Here is an 18430-nt window from a genome sequence, read left to right as displayed (position 1 = left end):
GGGGACCGCTACACCAGAACAGTCTCCTGGCTAAAGGTGCTGTTCCCGCTCATGGCCCTGGCGCTGCTGTCGACCTTGTTCCTGCTGTCGCGCGCCATCGACCCCGGCGAGGCGATTCCGTTCGCGGAAAAAGAAATTCAGGAACGGCTGCGCGACCAACAGATCACCGCGCCCTTCTTTACCGGTTCTACCGCACAAGGTGACGAGCTGACGTTCTATGCTGACGTCCTGACCACGCCAGAAGGAAAGATTGGCGCAAACAAAGCGGAAAATATCCGCGTGACCATTAAAACGGCGCAAGGCAGCACCTATCGACTGCAGTCTGGCGAGGCCGAGATCGACCTGAGCCGCAATGCCGCGCAACTGACCAATGATGTGATTATCATGACCTCGAACGGGTATCGCATGACAAGCGATTTCATGACGTCGGGCCTGTCGTCACTTAGCATCGATTCCCCCGGCCCCGTCTACGGCACAACGCCCGAAGGTGTGCTTGAGGCGGGTTCAATGACAGTCGAACAATCAGAAAACGGCGGTACCACCCAATTGTTTTTCACAAATCGGGTGAAGCTGATATATAAACCGAAACCTTTAATAGAGTAACCTGCGTGAAATACCTTCTGCTGCCGCTATTTTTGTTGTTCACCGCCATGTCTGTGGCGGCTCAAGGGGCCAATGTCGCCTTTGGATCGATCCGCCAGGACACCAGCCTGCCGGTCGAGATTACGGCCGATAACCTGTCGGTCGATCAGACCACAGACACAGCGATTTTCACAGGAAATGTATTGATCGGTCAGGGTGAAATGCGGCTGACGGCGGCGCGTGTTCTGGTCGTTTACCGCGCTGAATCCGAAGGTATCGCACGGCTTGAGGCGACAGGCGGCGTCACGCTGGTGTCTGGCCAAGATGCCGCCGAATCGGAGCGTGCGGATTATAATATCGACACCGGAACCATCGTGATGTCCGGCAATGTTTTACTGGTTCAAGGACGCAACGCGCTAAGCTCTGACAAGATGAGCGTAAATCTGTCTGACGGCACGGCGCAAATGACGGGGCGCGTTAAAACGGTCCTGCAAACAGGTAACGACAACTGATGCCAACGCCCCCATTGACGATAGAACAAGGCGGCGGCGGGTTGCGGATCGAACATCTGCGCAAGTCCTATCGCAAGAAAACCGTAATCCGCGATTTTTCGATGCATCTGGACCGGGGCGAGGTCGTGGCGCTGCTTGGCCCCAACGGATCGGGCAAAACGACGACATTTTATGCGGTGGCCGGATTGGTCATGCCCGAAGGTGGCACTGTCACCATCGATGGCAAAGACGTTACCACACTGCCCATGTATCGCCGTGCGCAACTGGGCATCGGATATCTGCCCCAAGAGATGAGCATTTTTCGCGGCCTAAGCGTGCAGGACAATATCTCGGCCATTTTGGACATTTCGGTGCCGGACGTGCGCAAGCGCCGTGAACGGCTTGAGGCTTTGCTGTCCGAGTTTTCCATCGAACACCTGCGCCGCGCCCCCGCGCTGGCGCTGTCGGGTGGCGAACGTCGCCGCGTTGAAATCGCGCGCTGTCTGGCCGCTGATCCTAAATACCTTCTGCTTGATGAACCCTTTGCCGGGGTCGATCCGATTTCGGTTGATGACATCCGGCATCTGGTCGCTGATCTGAAGAAACGCGGCATTGGTGTGCTGATTACCGATCACAATGTACGCGAAACCCTCGAGATCGTGGACCGCGCTTATATCCTGCACGAAGGCAAGGTTCTGATGTCAGGCACCCCGTCCGAAGTCGTCCAGAACGAAAACGTGCGGCGCGTCTATCTGGGTGACAATTTCCGCATTTCTTAATTTTTGATGAAATTGCTCAGCTGATTTTCGCACAATTACCTACCAGATTCATTTGACAATCAGTGTCATTCGGGCGCTCAATAGGGATATGGCGACACTGCGTTCCATGTTTGTCCTATCTGACCCTTTCAACAAAGGGCCGATGGCATTCAATCTGAACAGATCGTCATTCACCCGCATCTGACCCCGCCCCACGCCGCGAATTTCGCGGTTTGTGACGCTGTTCAGAACGATATGAATAAGGAGAGTATATGCGGTACCAAATCAGTGGCAAACAGATCGACATCGGCGAAGCCCTGCAGACTCATGTGAAAACGGAACTGGGCGAAGCGGTGAAAAAATACGCAGAGCGTCCAACGGATGCGAATGTCGTCTTTTCCAAGTCCGGACATGAATTCGTTTGCGAAGCAACCGTGCATCTCTCGACTGGGCTGACCGCTTCGGCCAAAGCTCATGCTACTGATATTTATGGATCTTTTGATTCCTGCGCAGCCAAAATGGAGAAGCAACTTCGTCGCTACAAGCGTCGGTTGAAAGATCACCACAGAGAGCGGTCGGACCCTGTTGAACTTTTCGGCGCATCCTCGTATATCCTCGCCTCAGAAAGCGATTCAGATGCGCAGGAACCCGAGTCCCTCCAACCGATGATCATTGCCGAAATGCAGACAAAAATCGCAAACTTGTCTGTCGGAGAAGCCGTGATGCAGATGGAGATTTCAGGATCACCTGTCGTCGTGTTTCGCAAAGAGGGTAAAGAAGGCATAAACGTTGTTTACCGTCGTGATGACGGAAACATCGGCTGGATCGACCCGTCCTAACACAACGGATCGCACGAAGGCGGCCCAGAACTGAGCGAGCAGAATGAATTTTGCGACACTCCTAAAGCCGGGGGCTGTAAAAGTCCTGACGTCTGCATCAAGCAAGAAGCGCCTGCTCCATGATATTGGTGAGCTGGCGTTTCATGCCTATGGTATGGATTCCGGTGCCGTAATCGAGGCGCTGCAAACGCGCGAATCCCTTGGTCCGACAGGTGTCGGCCATGGGGTTGCGCTGCCGCACGCGCGGCTGGAAGGGTTGGATTCTGTTCTGGGTGCATTTGTGCTGCTGGACAAACCGATCGATTTCAACGCTGTCGACCGCCAGCCGGTTGATATCGCATTTGCGCTGTTCGCGCCGGAAAATGCCGGTGTTGAACATCTCAAGGCGTTGGCGCTGGTATCGCGGACCCTGCGCGACCCGTCTGTCTGTTCCAAGCTGCGGGCCAACCCTGAGCCTGCGACGCTGTACACCATTTTGACCGAATCGCAGGCCACGCAAGCGGCCTAGCCCCGCGTCATTGCCAGCTGTCGAACCCGAACATCATGTAATCGCGCTGATATGCGTCCGAGGCGAGCTTCTCGACCTCGGCATCATAGATGTCTGACAGCGCAAACGGGGTGGTTGCCGGGCGTGGCGTGATCGCTGGTGACGTCGATAAACCCACGTCCTTGGCCAGCGCAGCCAGTTCATGCGCAAGATCCGCCTCGCGCATGATCCGGTCAGGTAGCGCAAATTCGCCAAAGCCTTGCAACGCCTGCGCTTGGCTACACCACGTCTGATCGACACGAATGGCGGTCTGCCCGTTCAGGTTCCCCTTGAGGAAAACCAAGAACGCCTTAAACGCCGAACGATGCGCGTCGACGTCATAGCTTGCATCAGGCTCCCCCTCGGGCAGGGGCAGTTTATAGCGGCGGATCAGGTTGGCGCGCAGCTGGGTATAGCTGCCCTTGCCGGTCGTGACGATGTGGCGGCAAAACGCATCATGGGCGCGGTCCACCGGATGCCGCAGCACGGTAAAGCTGCGATGGCCCACATTGCGCCGTTTCCATTGGCGCAGGTCCTTTTGGTTCATCTTGCTGCGCAAATCGTCGCGGCCAACGCCATCGACCGCAGCCAACCAATCCAACACTTGTGGTTCGGGCCCGCTGCGCAGGGGCAGATACAGCAAAGGTGCCTCGGCCGCCGCGACATAGGACGGCACCACCGGCCCACGGCGCGGTTCAAAATTCGGGGTGCGCGTCAGATCGAAACGGTCAAGCCGCCCAAGCGCCGCCAGCATATCATCGTAATTGCTGACCTTGGTCGAGATATGATCAGGATTTTGTTTTTTCAGGCTTTTGTCCAAGCCTTCCAACACCTCGTCCACGCCCAGAAACCGTGCCAGCCCGTTCATCACCTCGACATTTTGCAGGTCTTCATAGGCGATGTAGAACGCCGTTTGCCCCAAGGTCTGAAGACGGTTCAGCAACAGCAATTGAAACGCCTGCAATGCCTCAAGATGGGCGGAAAACTCTGCCTCGTCAAATACGGCTTGGCCCGCTTTATGCGCCTTCATATCGGTCAGTTTCCACTGGCCGGTGGCGCGGGCAATCTTCCAGCTGACATAGCTGTCGACGGGATTACGCGTCAGAATAACCTTGGCGCAGCTGTCGTCATTCAACAGCGTGTTCAGCACACGCGGGTCATGGTCGTGAAAATAGCGAAAACCGCCCACCCCCGTTGATTTACTGCGAATGGCAGACAGCAACACAGTAGGGTCGGTGTCGCGTGTTTCCTGATCGACGCCCAAAATGTCAGTGGCGTTCGGATAGCCGATAAAATGCGGGTTAAACGCCTCGCCATGGCAGCTGATATCCTCGAATGCATTCAGGTTCGCCTCCAAAAAATTCGAACCGGTCCGCATTTCGGCAAAAACGACAAAGCTTTCGAATTTGGGTGCCATGGTTATTTCACCAGATAGGGCTTGCGCGGCGACGGTTGAGTAGCTGCAACACCCCGTTCAACCGGGAAATCCCCCATCAGATGCGGGTGCATCCCTTGGTTCTTGAGGTTCTGCAAGAATTGCCCGAACCCGGAAAGATCAACCATTTTAGGCACTTCTGAGATGCGTTTCAGCTTTGCGTGGCCAATCTCGTCCAATATCCCCTGAAGCGGCTCCATCGGGGCCTCGATAAATTCGGCCATGTTCCAGATCCGCACCCGTGCCTTGGTATAGGGCGAGCGAAGGATATTCATGTGTTCGTTTTCAATCTTTTGCAACGCGGCGGCGGTGCGACGGATGACCAAAAAATCCTTGTTTGACCGGAACAGGGGCACAGACCACGCACCGGTGATCACAGAAACCTGCGCATTGGGGTCTTTTGCGATCCGCCAGCAGACATCCTGATTATCGCCCGGCCCGAACTGAAAACACTGCCGTTCGCCACGTGTGTTCCAGATCAGATTGGTCAGAAACGCCTTGGCATTGTAATCGCGTACCGTCGCACTGTCGCTTAGCGCGCCGTTGATCGCGGTTTGATTGTCGGCATAGTGGACCCGATCCGGCGCGAACAGATGGCCATGCACCCGCGACCCCGTGGATTTCGCCAGCCAAGGCTCGAAATTCTCGAACAGTTCAGAAAACCCCTGAAACACGGAATAGGGCGCGGCGGTCACGCCATTTTCCCAGTCTTCGTTGGGAAAGCGGCTTTGCATATACAGGCCCGAACGCCCACGCGTCCGGCGCTCGACCGCTTTGGCAAAAATCCGGTCGATCTTGCCGGGGTTCGGTTCGGTCTTGCTCAGCGCGTTATCCTCGTCCGTCAGGAACGCGTTGTACAGGCGATCTGCATAGGGCCAGACCTTGCGCGCGACAAAGCAATCCGAGCGGCGCAAAAGCTGCAGGTGATCATCATAGAAAATATGCGGCTTTCCCTGAAAGTCGAACTTGGACAGGGTCAGCGACCGGCTTTCAACTTTGGTCGAATACAGCCGCGACAGGGTCTGGAAATAGCTTTCGTCGGGGATCCAGACACGTCGGAAATAGGTGTCATATGCCTTGCGATCAGGGTCTTGCAGAATGGCCGACAGCGTCTGGCGGGTCAGACACCACCATTGCGACCCCATATGCGGGACAACCCCGTTCGGCATCTTCCGTTTCAGGTTCAGGCCACGCTGGATGGCGACGGATTTATCGAACAAAAACCGCTGCCGTTTCCATGAGAATGGGAAATGCATGGTAAACCGTTCTTCGTCCAAGCCACCGACGGTCCATGGAACGTCCGCGGTTGTGGCGCTTTCGATAAAGTCGGTTCTTGGACGTGCGGCAAGATAGTTAATCAGTTCCTTGACCGGGCGCAGCGGCAGGCAGGAACCTGATGCAAGGTACACGTGGCGCACGTCTTCGAACTTTGCCAGCATCATCTCTGACCCGGCTTGCGAAGCCTGGACGATGCCCCACGTCCCCCATTCGCAGCGGAAGCGTTTGCAAAACGCCAAATCCGGCACATCCGACAGGCTGCTTACAAAGTTTTCGTAAACCTTGCGCGGCACGCTTTTGTCCACATGGATCACAACGGGGCAGCCGGCGGCCGACCAATGGCGGGCGACTTGCTCCGCACGGCCAAGGGCCGTGTGCACCAACATGACGACACCGACCGTCATGCCCAGTTCCCCTTGGACATGAGGCCCAAAATCTCGAGCTGGCGCCAGTTGATATAGCGTTCGGACCATTTGCACCAAAGCTGGGGATCCGTTTGCAGATTATCGGCATAGGCCTTGTATTCGACCGACCCCGCGTAATGCTGGCCGCGCTCAAGCTCCTCAAGCGCTTTGGCGCTGAAGGTATCAAGGAATTTGGCATGCAGCAGCACGCCCGATGCTTTTTCCCCGCCCCATTCATCATAGACCTGGTTCAAACCACGTGGCAGCAGCATATGGGTCGAACTGACATAGACATAGCGCCGGTCCCATTTGACCAACGGCACCTTGTTCAAGGCAGGTGCCTTTTCAGGATCGTCTTTAAAGAACACCCGCGCGCGCGGCCCGCCCTGAATCCACAGATTTCCAAAACTGAAATTGCGGAACATTGAATAGTTTCCGCTGTCGAACCACGATGCAATTTCCATCGGGTTCTGGCCGGATTGATAGGGCTGTTCGTCCAGACGCCCCTTTGGATACATATCAAGCAGCATCGCAGAAAAGGATTTGATCGACGACGCATCCAGCCAATCGGTCAGCGCACGCAGGGGGCGTGTATCGCAAAACGGATAGATCAGAAATTCATCCGGATCGACCGTCAGCGTCCAATGCCCATGTGCGTATTTCATCTGCAACCAGTTCAGCCAGTCGGCACCAAACCGTGCACGTTTATAACTGGCCCGCGCACCCCATACCGATACATCGGGTTGCTGTGCCAGATATTCAGCCGATCCATCGTCGCTGTCATTGTCCACGATAAAGAAATGGCCGACGCCCATTTTGCGGTAGTAATCCAGAAAATACGGCAGGCGGATTTGCTCGTTTCGTTGGGTGCAAAACAGCAAGATATCATCAGGCTTGATCTGGTTGGTACGGTTCACGATCTGCTTTAGCTCGCGGCGTTTCCGAAACGCGCGAATGCGCCATCTCTTGCGCTGCAGCCTAAGCCGATATGACTGAATTATACCCAAAAACTGCCCTTCATTCTCGGGGTGTGCTTGCCGCCCTTACCAAAGTTGCCCACGCGCGGACAGCCTATGCTCTCGGACTTAACACTATGTTGAAATGTTTTTTCCACGTCGGCCCTTGGAGCCCCCTCGGGGTTTCTTGCATTTCAGCTGTGTTCGCCCAGTTTTTTATGATCCTTATCCACTGATAGTGATCGGAAACGCTTGCGTAAACAGGGATGTCACCCAAAAACTCGTGCAAAACGTCCAGATCGTTACATAAAACCGGTGTTTTCAGCATCAGCGCCTCAAGCGGCGGTAGGCCAAAGCCCTCGGCAAGACTGGGGAAAAGACTGCCAGAGGCCGATTGCACAAGCGCCGCAAGGGCCGGATCAGACAGGTTTGAAACTTCACGCACCCGGCTGTCGGGGCCGAGCCTGTCAAGGCGCGCAAACACCGCGTCGTTGTTCCAACCACGGCCCCCACAGATCAGCAAAAGCGGCGCGTCAGGGCCCATTTCATCCCATATATCCAGCAGAAACTTATGGTTTTTGCGCGGCTCAATGGTGCCGACAGTGACGAAATACGGCTCTGCCAGGGGCAGGCCATGCGGCAGTTCAGACGGGTCGGGTTTCGGTGAAACTGTTCCCAGATGTGCGACAATGCCAGCTGGTATTTCGCCCCACGCCGCCATCTGCGCCTCGGCGCGTGTTCTGGTATCTGCCGAATTATAAATAACCCGATCAGCCCATTTTTGTACGTTTTTCAATTTGGCCCTGAACGGTTCAACGGAACCGGGACGCTGATATTGCGGGTATTCAAGCGGGATAACATCATGAATAAGAACATTAATATCGAGCCCATGTTTGCTAAGGGTCGATAACACGCGCCGCGAAAGATTGCTGTGACCCACATTGAAATACTGGCAGGGGTCGGGCAGTTTTCCCATCAGTCGTGGCAGTCGCCAAACAGCAGCACGCGCGATGGCAAGGTGCCTGAAATCCGCCTCGGCGCGCCTTACCTCCATCGCCCTGCCGCGCCGGAGCCGCGACAGTCCGTCAGGCGTGCCCCAATCAATGCGCCCTTCAATGCGGTCCTGAATGCCCTGCAAGCCTGCGCGGTCCAGCAACAGATAGCCAAGCGGCGTGCGCGCAAGGCCAAAGCACGGGGTATCATCTGACAGAAATTGCGCCAGATACGCCTGTTCGACCCGATCCACACCTGTCGCCATACGTCCGGCGCGGCGCAAGGTCCGCGTGACATCCAGCAAGCGTGCGGCGGGCATATTATGAATTGTAGTGGCCAGTTTGATGCCATCTCCACGCGTCAGAAATCATTTGCGACATGGTCGACCGCTTTGGTGCCCATCCCAGTTCCGCCGCCGCACGGGTTGATCCTGAAACCAGCTTGGTGCAATCGCCGGGGCGTCGCGCGCCTTCCTTGATGGGGACCGCACGATTGGTGACCTCGCGACTGCGATCAATTACCTCGCGCACCGAAAAACCCGTACCCGTGCCAAGGTTAAAGACGCGGCTGGGTTTGCCATCCAGCAGCCAATTCAGCCCCAGAACATGCGCATCAATCAGATCGCACACATGCACATAGTCACGAATACAGGTGCCGTCAGGTGTGTCATAATCGGTGCCAAATATGGTTAACGCGTCCCGTTTGCCATCAATGGCATCCAGCATCAGTGGCACAAGATGGGTCTCGGGCTGGTGGAATTCACCCACCTCGCCATCCGGATCAGCCCCGGCCACATTGAAGTAGCGAAAGATCACGTTTTTCAGGCCATGTGCGACCTCGAAATCGCGCAGGATATCTTCGATTGCGCGTTTCGATGCGCCGTATGCGTTGATGGGCAGTTGCACGGTATTCTCATCCAGCACAACATTGTCGTGATCGCCATAAGTGGCACAAGTAGATGAAAATACGAAGTTTTTGCAATTGGCCGCGACGGCCGCCTCGATCAGGTTCAGCGACCCTTGAACGTTGTTGCGCCAATAAAGACCCGGCTGCACCATGCTATCGCCCACTTGGCTAAGCGCTGCAAAATGCATCACGGCCACAGGTTTGTATTCAGCAAAAGCCGCGTCAATTTCGGCGCGGTTCAGCAGGTCACCCTCAACCATCGGGCCGAATTTGACCGCATCACGCCAACCGGTGACAAAGTTATCAAAGGTCACCGGCGTGAACCCGGCAGCGGCAAGCGCCTTGCAAGCGTGCGAGCCGATATAGCCCGCGCCGCCTGTTACCAATACATTTTCCATCAGTGTGCCTTTGCTAGACCCTTAGTTAGCCGTTTTATCGACGCCCATGATATCTTGCAAATATCCATGCAGATCATCGCGCAGATCAGCACGGGCCAGACCAAAGGATACCGTTGCCTGCAAGAAACCAGATTTGGACCCGCAGTCAAAACGTTTCCCCTTGAACCTGTAGCCATAGACATCGTTGCCCTGCGTCAGCTCGGCCGCAATCGCATCGGTCAGCTGGATCTCACCGCCCGAACCGGATTTCAACTGGTTAAGATTGCGCAGCACGTTGGGCGACAGGATGTAGCGCCCGATGACGGCGAGGTTCGATGGCGCGTCCTCGGGTTTGGGTTTTTCCACCATCCCGCGGATTTTGACCAGTTCGCCCTGATCGTCAGCCACATCCAGCACACCGTAAGATGACACGCGGTCGGGGGCGACCTCCATCGCGGCGACCATGTTGCCGCCGGTTTCATTATACGCCTCGACCATTTGTTGCAGGCAGGGTTTGTCGGCAGCGATCACATCGTCCGGCAGCATCACAGCAAAAGGTTCGTCGCCAATCAAACGGCGTGCGCACCAAACCGCGTGGCCCAGCCCAAGCGCCTTGTGCTGGCGAATATAGGCAATCGCGCCGCTGTCCATGTTGGTGTTCTTCAAAATCTCCAACAGCTCGGTCTTACCCTTTGAGCGGAGCTCCTGCTCGAGCACAGGAGAGTGGTCAAAGTAATCTTCCAAAGCGCCTTTGCCCCGCGAGGTGACAAAGATGAATTCCTTGATGCCTGCCGCGCGGGCCTCATCAATTGCGTATTGGACCAAGGGGCGGTCGACCAAGGTCATGATTTCCTTTGGCACCGATTTGGTCGCCGGTAAAAACCGCGTGCCCATCCCAGCCACAGGGAAAATTGCTTTTGTTACCTTCTTACGCATAGCAGCAGCCTTTTTTGTGCGTTATCGGTTTTGCCCTGCAAAACAGCAAAGCACTATATCCGTTTGGTTTGAATAGCTTGGCGTTAATATAGTCCGGATCTTCTTTTCGTCTAATGACTAAACCCTCTTTGCACGGCAACCCGGCGCTTTTCGCGCTTTGCCTTCTTGGCCCTGGACGAAAGACTAATCAACTTATCAGTGCGCTCGACCTTACCGAACAGCCCACCCCTTTGCACCCACAATCCGTCATCGGCAAAGGAAAGTTGGTGAAATACCGCAGTTGGTGAAATTATCAGCAACGTCACGATGTGGCCCGCAGCCAGTTCGTTCAACGCGCGATTGCGATCGGCGGCAGCGGTAAGCGGCCTGCTTACGATCATCTTGGCCGGTCTGGGTACAGCGGGAAACCGCCGGAACGGGTCAATCCCATGTTTGGGTAGCGTGGTTGGTGCCTCTTTTCGGTTCTGTCCCTCAGCATATCCCAGATCCAGCCGCTTCATCAGGTGCGTAAAGTCGCGTGGTTCAAGCTGGCCGGATTGTAGAAACCTAAGCACCCTCTTACGCTGTTCATCGCGCAGGCTGCGCCATTGGGCAGTCCTTGCATCCTGGGGCACATGTTTACGTTGGAAGATCGCCCAGCTTGCCCCGATGTCATACAGATCAGTCGGCACCCGCGCCGCTGTCCGCATCCGGTTCTCGGCGTATCCATGATGCACCTCAGCCAAGGGAACAATCGCCGTGGCATGACCCGCCTTTGCCAACCGCATGTTCAGATCGGTTTCATCCAGAAAATAGTGAAAGGCCGGATCGAACCCACCCAGATCAACCAGCACATCGCGCCTAAACGCCATATTAGTGCCTTCGGTTTTGATGGCGCGGGTTTCGGTCGGGTGTAAAACGGTTGCTTGATCCGTGTCCAATGTCAGGGGGTGGGACAGCCCGTGGTGATCAAGGCTGGCCGCCTTCCATTGAAAGGAAATCCCGTTACGGCCCCGGACATAGCCGCCCATCGCGGCAACGTCACTTTGGCTGGCGGGTGCCACCAGATGGCGCAGCCACATCGGTTCGGGCACGGCATCATCGTCAACGAAAGCAATGACTTCGCCAGCGGCATGGCCAATCCCCAGATTGCGCGCAGCCGAGATATTGGGCTCATCGAAGGGCACCAGCTTTAGCGCATCAGCAAAAGGCAAAGCAGCCGCAGAGGCGATCCCGGCGGGGTCAGCGACAACGACGACCTCAAAGTTCCAGTATTGCAGTTGGGAAATGCCCGTCAGCGTGCGTGCCAGCGACTGTGGGCGTCCACGGCTGACGATCACAACGCTGACAGGCAGATCGGTCATTCCAAACCCATCTGCGCCATCATCGCCTCGATCTTGGGCACGTCTTCGGGGTTGTTCAGCTCCCAGAACTGGCGGCCTTTGGCCTCAACCTCAACGCACAAAACCGTGTGGCTGTTTTCCATAAACCGAAGCTGCTCCAACCCTTCGAGCTGTTCCAGCGGGCCGGCGGGCCACGACGGGTATGCGGCCAATGCATCAGGGCGGTAAGCATAGACACCAACATGGTGAAAAACCGGCGTCAGATCGGCGTCGCCATAGGTTTTTGAAGTGAAGGGCACCACCTCTTTCGAAAAATACAGCGCGCTATGATCTGCGGCAAAAACCGATGTTGTGCCCCCCACGCGGCCCGCTTTGCGGTCGGCCAGCAGGCTGTTCAAAGCGGCACCATCGCAGCGCAGCACAGGGGTCGCAATGCCCGCCTTGGGGGCGTTTATTAGACCCTGTACAAGGCTTTCGACGAACCAATGCGGCGTCAGGGGCGCATCGCCCTGAAGGTTTACGACGATGTCATACCCACCGCCCAAAACCGCGTGCGCCTCGGCACAGCGCTCTGTTCCATTAGCGCAATCGACCGAGGTCATGACGACCTCGACACCAAAAGCTTCGGCGGCAATTTTGATCCGGTCGTCATCGGTTGCGACAACGACCTTATCAACGCCTTGCACCTCGCAGGCGGCGCGCCAGCTGCGTTCGATCAGGCTGCGCGATGTCCCACTTGCCCCCTTGAGCATCGCCAAAGGTTTGGCCGGATAGCGGGTCGATGCATAGCGGGCGGGAATGACAATAAGAACGGACATCAGGACGCCTTAAGCTCAACGCCGGGCGCGTGGGCGATAAAGAACGGGTTGGCGAAATCAGCCTTTCCGTATTTCAGGGGCGTCAGATCATCAAAGCGGACAACCGCCCCGCCCGCACCGTTCAGCACCGCGTGACCTGCGGCCGTGTCCCATTCCATCGTGCGGCCCACGCGGGGGTACAAATCAGCCTCGCCCGTCGCGATCAAACAAAACTTAAGCGACGATCCCGCGCTTGTCATGTCGCGCACGTTATACTTGGCGATGTAATCATCGGTCGCCTGATCGCGGTGGGATTTTGACGCAACCACCATCAGCGCCGCATTATCCGGGATAGAGACTGTTATCGGCGTGACCGGGCCCATTTCACCCTTGGGGAAATCACCGGTTTCTTCGACCGCGCTGCCATCTGCCAAGGTAAAGAACATGCGTTCGCGCGCAGGCGCATAGACGACGCCACGGGTCGGCACGCCCCCTTCGACAAGGGCGATGTTCACGGTGAAATCACCGCGACGGTTGATGAACTCTTTGGTTCCGTCCAGCGGATCGACGATCAAAAAGGTATCGCCACGCGCGGAATGGGTTTCGGATTGTTCTTCTGTCACCAGCATCACGTCCGGAAATGCGGCGCGCAAACCGTCCGAGATAATCTTGTCTGCGGCTTCATCGGCGATGGTGACCGGGCTTTCGTCAGACTTGGTTTTAACCTCGAAATCATCGGCACCGTAGATCTCCATGATCTTGTCGCCAGCCTCAAGCGACAAACGCCGCATAACTGTCACCAGCTTTTGATAATCCATAATGACGCGGTCCCCTGAGTTTCGTTGATTACTGTAAGCAAACCCCTTATGATTACAGATTGACGGAACAGCAAGAATTCCGTGCTAACACCTAAAGCATAGAGGCTTTTGAGATGTTCCAACACCGACGTGCGGCCAAAGGGCCATTGGCAAGCGCCCTGTCTATGGCAGAGCTGGTGTACCATTCCGTTGTCCGGCAGGTGCGTAAGCAGCACAATAACGCCTTTGCCGCGATCGGGATCAATATCTTTCAGGCGGTCATGTTCGTCGGCGTCTTTTACGTGATGTTTACGGTCCTTGGGATGCGCGGTTCGGCCATCCGGGGTGATTTCGTTATCTACATCATGAGCGGCATTTTCCTGTATATGATGCACACCAAAACGGTGACAGCCGTGGTCGGGTCCGAAGGACCGGCAAGCGCCATGATGCAACACGCGCCCATGACAACCATGATCGCACTGGCAGCATCCGCATTAGGGTCGCTTTATATTCAGATGCTTTCGCTGGTGATGATCATGTCGGTATATCACCTCGCGTTTAATCCGGTGGATATCTACGACTGGTCCGGCGTGTTTGGTATGATGATGGTGGCATGGTTTACCGGCGTGGCCGTGGGCATGGTTTTGCTGGCGATCAAACCCTGGGCCCCTTCATTCACGACCATTTTCACGTCGCTGTACCAGCGGGCGAACATGATTGCGTCAGGCAAGATGTTTTTGGCCAATACATTGCCCACCTTCATGCTGGCGATGTTTGACTGGAACCCGCTGTTTCACATCATTGATCAGGCGCGCGGCTTTGCGTTTATCAATTACAACCCGCGCTACAGCAATTGGGAATATGCCGTCTGGGTCGGCGTGGTTTTGATGGTGATTGGCCTGATGGGCGAATTTTATACGCGCAAGCATGCCTCGGCCAGTTGGAACGCCCGCCGCTAGGTTATTCCACCACACGCAGCGTCAGATTGATGCGGCCCCCCTTGGGCAGCAGCTTGGATGACCCTGCGCGGATGCGATCAACACCATGGTGGTTCAACCGCGCCTCGCCGCCCATCACCACAACATCCCCCGATTGCAGCCAGACGCTGTCGGTCTTGCCGCCCCGTTTTTGGCCGCCGATGCGAAACAACGCCTCGTCCCCCAAGGAAACCGATACGACCGGCCATCTGAAATCGGCCTCGTCGCGGTCTTGGTGCATGCCCATTTTGGCGTCCGCCGCATAATAGTTGATCAAGCAACATTCAGGCTTGCGATCAAGGCCTGTTAGACAGTCCCAAATGGCCATGACCCGGTCGGGGATCGCAGGCCAGACCTGACCGTTTGGATGCGCCTCTGCATATCGGTACCCATCTGCGTCAGTCATCCAGCCGTATTTACCAGCCGACGTCATACGGACCGACATTTTCTGCCCGCCGGGGGTGACAGGACGAAAGAACGGGGCCGCTTTTACAACCGTGCGCACATCGTCCAGCACAGCCCGCTGCGCATCGGGATCAAGCAACGCTTTGTGGATTTCAAAGCCACGTAAACGCAAAACCGTCATTTATTTGCCTCTCATAGCCCGAATATTTGCCTCTCATAGCCCGAATACGGAAAAATCCACACAGATTCTCCTATTCCTTTCTCATGCAACGGTTGCAGGGTCCAGAACTGCTCCTTATATACCCATCGAACCGCTGAAGGCATCCGGCCTTTAGCGTACAAAGATCGGGGCGTGGGTGCCACAATGGGCCCTAGTCCCGTGTCATCGCCTTAACTCAATGAGGGATCAAATCATGGCCAAAGTAATTGGTATCGACCTAGGAACCACCAACAGCTGTATCGCCATTATGGACGGCAGCCAGCCTCGCGTAATTGAAAACGCGGAAGGTGCACGTACAACACCATCCATCGTCGCCTTTACCGACGATGAACGTCTGGTCGGCCAGCCTGCCAAACGGCAAGCGGTCACAAACCCAGAAAACACAATTTTCGGCGTTAAGCGCCTGATCGGTCGTCGCAATGATGACCCGGATCTGGCCAAGGACAAAAAGAACCTGCCGTTCAAAGTCATCGACGGCGGCAACGGCGACGCATGGGTCGAAGCCAAAGGCGAGAAATACTCCCCTTCGCAAATCTCGGCGTTCATCCTTGGTAAGATGAAAGAAACAGCTGAATCGTATCTGGGCGAAGAAGTTAACCAAGCGGTTATCACTGTGCCTGCATACTTCAACGACGCCCAGCGTCAGGCCACCAAGGACGCGGGCAAGATTGCCGGCCTTGAAGTGCTGCGGATCATCAACGAACCGACAGCGGCGGCTTTGGCCTATGGTCTGGACAAAAAAGAAACGCAAACAATCGCGGTCTATGACCTTGGTGGTGGTACATTCGACGTAACCATCCTGGAAATCGACGACGGTCTGTTCGAAGTGAAATCCACCAACGGGGACACGTTCCTGGGCGGTGAAGACTTTGACATGCGCATCGTGAACTACCTTGCGGATGAATTCAAAAAATCCAACGGCGTTGATCTGACCAAAGACAAGATGGCGCTTCAGCGCCTGAAAGAAGCGGCAGAAAAAGCCAAGATCGAATTGTCCAGCGCAAGCCAGACAGAGATCAACCAACCGTTCATCTCGATGGGCAAAGACGGCTCGCCGTTGCACATGGTGATGAAACTGACACGCTCCAAGCTGGAACAGTTGGTTGGCGATCTGATCAAAGCATCGATGAAGCCATGCGCCGCTGCGTTGAAAGACGCGGGCATCTCGGCATCCGACATCGACGAAGTCGTTTTGGTTGGTGGTATGACCCGCATGCCGCGCGTCATCGAAGAAGTGACCAAATTCTTTGGCAAAGAGCCGCACAAGGGTGTGAACCCTGACGAGGTTGTTGCCATGGGTGCGGCCATTCAAGCCGGTGTTCTGCAAGGCGACGTGAAAGACGTTGTTCTGCTTGACGTCACACCATTGTCGCTGGGTATCGAAACATTGGGCGGCGTGTTCACCCGTCTGATCGATCGTAACACCACGATCCCAACCAAAAAGTCTCAGGTCTTTTCGACTGCCGAAGACAACCAGAATGCTGTGACCATCCGCGTGTTCCAAGGCGAACGCGAAATGGCTGCGGACAACAAGATTCTTGGTGCCTTTAACCTGGAAAACATCCCGCCAGCACCACGCGGTATGCCCCAGATCGAAGTGACCTTTGACATCGACGCGAACGGTATCGTGGCTGTTGGCGCGCTGGATAAGGGCACAGGCAAAGAGCAAAAGATCACCATCCAGGCTTCTGGTGGTTTGTCCGATGCGGATATCGAACAGATGGTGAAAGACGCCGAAGAAAACGCCGATGCAGACAAAGAGCGTCGCGCGCTGATCGAAGCGAAAAACCAAGCGGAATCGCTGATCCACTCGACCGAAAAGTCGCTGGAAGAGCATTCTGACAAGGTTGACCCAACCACCGTCGAAGCCATCGAACTGGCCATCGCGGCCCTGAACGATGAACTGGAAACCGACAACGTCGATAAGATCAAGTCGGGCATTCAGAACGTCACCGAAGCAGCGATGAAACTGGGCGAAGCGATCTATAAGAACGCTCAGGACAGCAACGAAGACGTGGCCGAGGCGGCTGATGCGCCCCACGGTGATGACGACATCGTTGATGCCGACTTCGAAGATCTGGACGACAACAAGCGCACGTAAGTGTGCCATTGAAACCACTGATGGGGCCGGTCCGATTGCTGGGCCGGCCCGTCACGTTTCAGCGTAGGAGCTAATACATGGCCAAACGTGATTATTACGAGATACTAGGCGTTGCCAAAGGGGCATCCGCCGAAGAGATCAAAAAAGGCTATCGTACCAAAGCCAAGGAATTGCACCCCGACCGCAATGCCGACAACCCCAAGGCCGAGGCCCAGTTCAAAGAAGCGAACGAAGCCTATGAGGTTCTGAAAAGCGCCGAGAAAAAAGCGGCCTATGACCGTTATGGTCACGCCGCATTCGAAGGTGGCATGGGTGGCGGTGGCCAGCGGCCCGGTGGTTTCGGCGGCGGCGGTGGTCAGGGCGATTTCTCGTCTGCCTTTTCCGACGTGTTTGACGACCTGTTCGGCGACTTTATGGGCCAACGTGGTAGCGGGGGCGGCGGACGTCGTGCCGCGCGCGGTGCTGACCTGCGGTACAACCTTGGCATCACCCTCGAAGAAGCATTCAAGGGGATGCAAAAATCGATCAATGTCCCCACGTCGGTTGCCTGTAATTCCTGTAACGGGTCAGGTGCCGAAGGTGGCGCTGAACCCACAACCTGCCCTACCTGTTCAGGTATGGGTAAGGTACGGGCGCAGCAGGGTTTCTTTACCGTTGAACGTACCTGCCCAACCTGTTCCGGCATGGGTCAGATCGTCAAGAATCCGTGCAAATCTTGCCGGGGTGCGGGGCGCGTTGAAAAAGACCGTGCGCTGTCTGTGAACATTCCTGCCGGTGTCGAAACCGGTACGCGCATCCGCCTTGCTGGCGAAGGCGAGGCTGGGATGCGTGGCGGGCCGTCAGGTGATTTGTACATCTTTATCGAAGTGCAGGATCACGAGCTGTTTGAACGCGACGGTCCAAACCTGTTCTGCCGCGTTCCCGTATCGATGAGCACGGCAGCCTTGGGCGGCAGTATCGAGGTACCCACCATCGATGGCGGCCGTGGACGCGTGCAAATCCCGGCAGGCAGCCAATCGGGCCGTCAAATGCGGTTGCGCAGCAAGGGCATGCCGCCCCTGCGCGGCGGTGGCGCAGGCGATATGATTATCGAACTGGCTGTCGAAACACCCGTGAACCTGACCAGCCGCCAAAAAGAACTGCTGCAAGAGTTTGAAAAGGAATCCGAGAATAACAACCCGGAATCCAGCAGCTTCTTTTCCTCGGTGAAATCCTTTTGGGATACGATGAAGGGCTAACACCAAGGTGGGGCAACTACTGCCCCACCTGACCTGCCCCGTGCGCCACGATTCGCGCAAATTAACGCAATCCTAACCACCATTGCGAAATG

18 protein-coding genes are annotated in these 18430 nt (G+C 56.0%); 8 read left to right on the top strand and 10 right to left on the bottom strand.

Features of this window, described 5'->3' with window-relative positions:
• Positions 1-51 precede the first annotated feature (51 nt).
• The 5 genes from lptC (at position 52) to WNY39_RS09725 (ending at position 3178) form a co-directional block, all read left to right on the top strand.
• Positions 52-603 carry an LPS export ABC transporter periplasmic protein LptC gene (gene lptC / locus WNY39_RS09745; protein WP_342845342.1) on the top strand — a complete coding sequence of 184 codons (552 nt, stop codon included), beginning with the start codon at positions 52-54 and terminating at the stop codon, positions 601-603.
• Positions 604-650: 47 nt separating this feature from the next.
• On the top strand, positions 651-1094 hold the full coding sequence (gene lptA / locus WNY39_RS09740) for a lipopolysaccharide transport periplasmic protein LptA (RefSeq protein WP_342845404.1): 444 nt from the start codon (positions 651-653) through the stop codon (positions 1092-1094).
• Complete coding sequence (lptB, locus tag WNY39_RS09735) at positions 1094-1852, top strand: LPS export ABC transporter ATP-binding protein (RefSeq protein WP_341232912.1); 759 nt, start codon at positions 1094-1096, stop codon at positions 1850-1852. The genes lptA and lptB overlap by 1 nt, the downstream gene beginning before the upstream one ends.
• Before the next feature lie 251 nt (positions 1853-2103).
• Positions 2104-2670 (top strand): ribosome-associated translation inhibitor RaiA, encoded by a 567-nt coding sequence (gene raiA, locus WNY39_RS09730; RefSeq protein ID WP_341232911.1) that lies wholly within the window; start codon positions 2104-2106, stop codon positions 2668-2670.
• A gap of 43 nt (positions 2671-2713) precedes the next feature.
• Positions 2714-3178 (top strand): PTS sugar transporter subunit IIA, encoded by a 465-nt coding sequence (locus WNY39_RS09725; RefSeq protein ID WP_341232910.1) that lies wholly within the window; start codon positions 2714-2716, stop codon positions 3176-3178.
• 7 nt (positions 3179-3185) lie between these two features.
• Here the strand turns inward: WNY39_RS09725 and WNY39_RS09720 are convergent, their stop codons facing one another.
• From WNY39_RS09720 to cysQ, 9 genes are all read right to left on the bottom strand, one after another.
• On the bottom strand, positions 3186-4613 hold the full coding sequence (locus tag WNY39_RS09720) for a nodulation protein NodH (RefSeq protein ID WP_342845341.1): 1428 nt from the start codon (positions 4611-4613) through the stop codon (positions 3186-3188).
• A gap of 2 nt (positions 4614-4615) precedes the next feature.
• The gene (locus tag WNY39_RS09715; protein ID WP_342845340.1) at positions 4616-6313 is read right to left on the bottom strand and encodes a beta-1,6-N-acetylglucosaminyltransferase; all 1698 of its coding nucleotides are present in this window, start codon (positions 6311-6313) and stop codon (positions 4616-4618) included.
• Positions 6310-7320 carry a glycosyltransferase family 2 protein gene (locus tag WNY39_RS09710; RefSeq protein WP_341232907.1) on the bottom strand — a complete coding sequence of 337 codons (1011 nt, stop codon included), beginning with the start codon at positions 7318-7320 and terminating at the stop codon, positions 6310-6312. The genes WNY39_RS09715 and WNY39_RS09710 overlap by 4 nt, the downstream gene beginning before the upstream one ends.
• A gap of 64 nt (positions 7321-7384) precedes the next feature.
• On the bottom strand, positions 7385-8581 hold the full coding sequence (locus WNY39_RS09705) for a glycosyltransferase family 1 protein (protein WP_342845339.1): 1197 nt from the start codon (positions 8579-8581) through the stop codon (positions 7385-7387).
• A 1-nt stretch (position 8582) separates the two neighbouring features.
• Positions 8583-9566: a UDP-glucose 4-epimerase GalE gene (galE, locus tag WNY39_RS09700; RefSeq protein WP_342845338.1), complete on the bottom strand. Its 984-nt coding sequence runs from the start codon at positions 9564-9566 to the stop codon at positions 8583-8585.
• A 21-nt stretch (positions 9567-9587) separates the two neighbouring features.
• Positions 9588-10481 (bottom strand): UTP--glucose-1-phosphate uridylyltransferase GalU, encoded by an 894-nt coding sequence (gene galU / locus WNY39_RS09695; protein ID WP_342845336.1) that lies wholly within the window; start codon positions 10479-10481, stop codon positions 9588-9590.
• A 110-nt stretch (positions 10482-10591) separates the two neighbouring features.
• Complete coding sequence (locus tag WNY39_RS09690) at positions 10592-11824, bottom strand: glycosyltransferase (protein WP_342845335.1); 1233 nt, start codon at positions 11822-11824, stop codon at positions 10592-10594.
• The gene (locus tag WNY39_RS09685) at positions 11821-12621 is read right to left on the bottom strand and encodes a manno-octulosonate cytidylyltransferase (protein ID WP_342845334.1); all 801 of its coding nucleotides are present in this window, start codon (positions 12619-12621) and stop codon (positions 11821-11823) included. The genes WNY39_RS09690 and WNY39_RS09685 overlap by 4 nt, the downstream gene beginning before the upstream one ends.
• A complete protein-coding gene (gene cysQ, locus WNY39_RS09680; protein ID WP_342845333.1) occupies positions 12621-13418 on the bottom strand; it encodes a 3'(2'),5'-bisphosphate nucleotidase CysQ in 798 nt (265 codons plus the stop codon). Before cysQ ends, WNY39_RS09685 begins: the two co-directional genes overlap by 1 nt.
• Positions 13419-13531: 113 nt before the next feature.
• On the opposite strand from cysQ, the gene WNY39_RS09675 reads away from it, so the two are divergent.
• Entirely contained in the window at positions 13532-14356 is an 825-nt protein-coding gene (locus WNY39_RS09675) for an ABC transporter permease (protein ID WP_341232900.1), read from the top strand.
• Position 14357: 1 nt separating this feature from the next.
• On the opposite strand, the gene WNY39_RS09670 is transcribed toward WNY39_RS09675, so the two are convergent.
• Positions 14358-14960 (bottom strand): alpha-ketoglutarate-dependent dioxygenase AlkB, encoded by a 603-nt coding sequence (locus WNY39_RS09670; protein ID WP_342845332.1) that lies wholly within the window; start codon positions 14958-14960, stop codon positions 14358-14360.
• A 232-nt stretch (positions 14961-15192) separates the two neighbouring features.
• Between WNY39_RS09670 and dnaK the strand changes: the two genes are divergently transcribed.
• Both dnaK and dnaJ read left to right on the top strand, forming a co-directional pair.
• The gene (gene dnaK, locus WNY39_RS09665; RefSeq protein ID WP_341232898.1) at positions 15193-17100 is read left to right on the top strand and encodes a molecular chaperone DnaK; all 1908 of its coding nucleotides are present in this window, start codon (positions 15193-15195) and stop codon (positions 17098-17100) included.
• 77 nt (positions 17101-17177) lie between these two features.
• A complete protein-coding gene (gene dnaJ, locus WNY39_RS09660) occupies positions 17178-18338 on the top strand; it encodes a molecular chaperone DnaJ (protein ID WP_342845330.1) in 1161 nt (386 codons plus the stop codon).
• Positions 18339-18430: the final 92 nt, after the last annotated feature.

This window comes from Sulfitobacter sp. AS59 (assembly GCF_038899995.1).
Taxonomy (GTDB): Bacteria; Pseudomonadota; Alphaproteobacteria; order Rhodobacterales; family Rhodobacteraceae; genus Sulfitobacter.
Note: the sequence above shows the minus strand (reverse complement) of the source record. Positions and strands in the feature narration are given on the sequence as shown.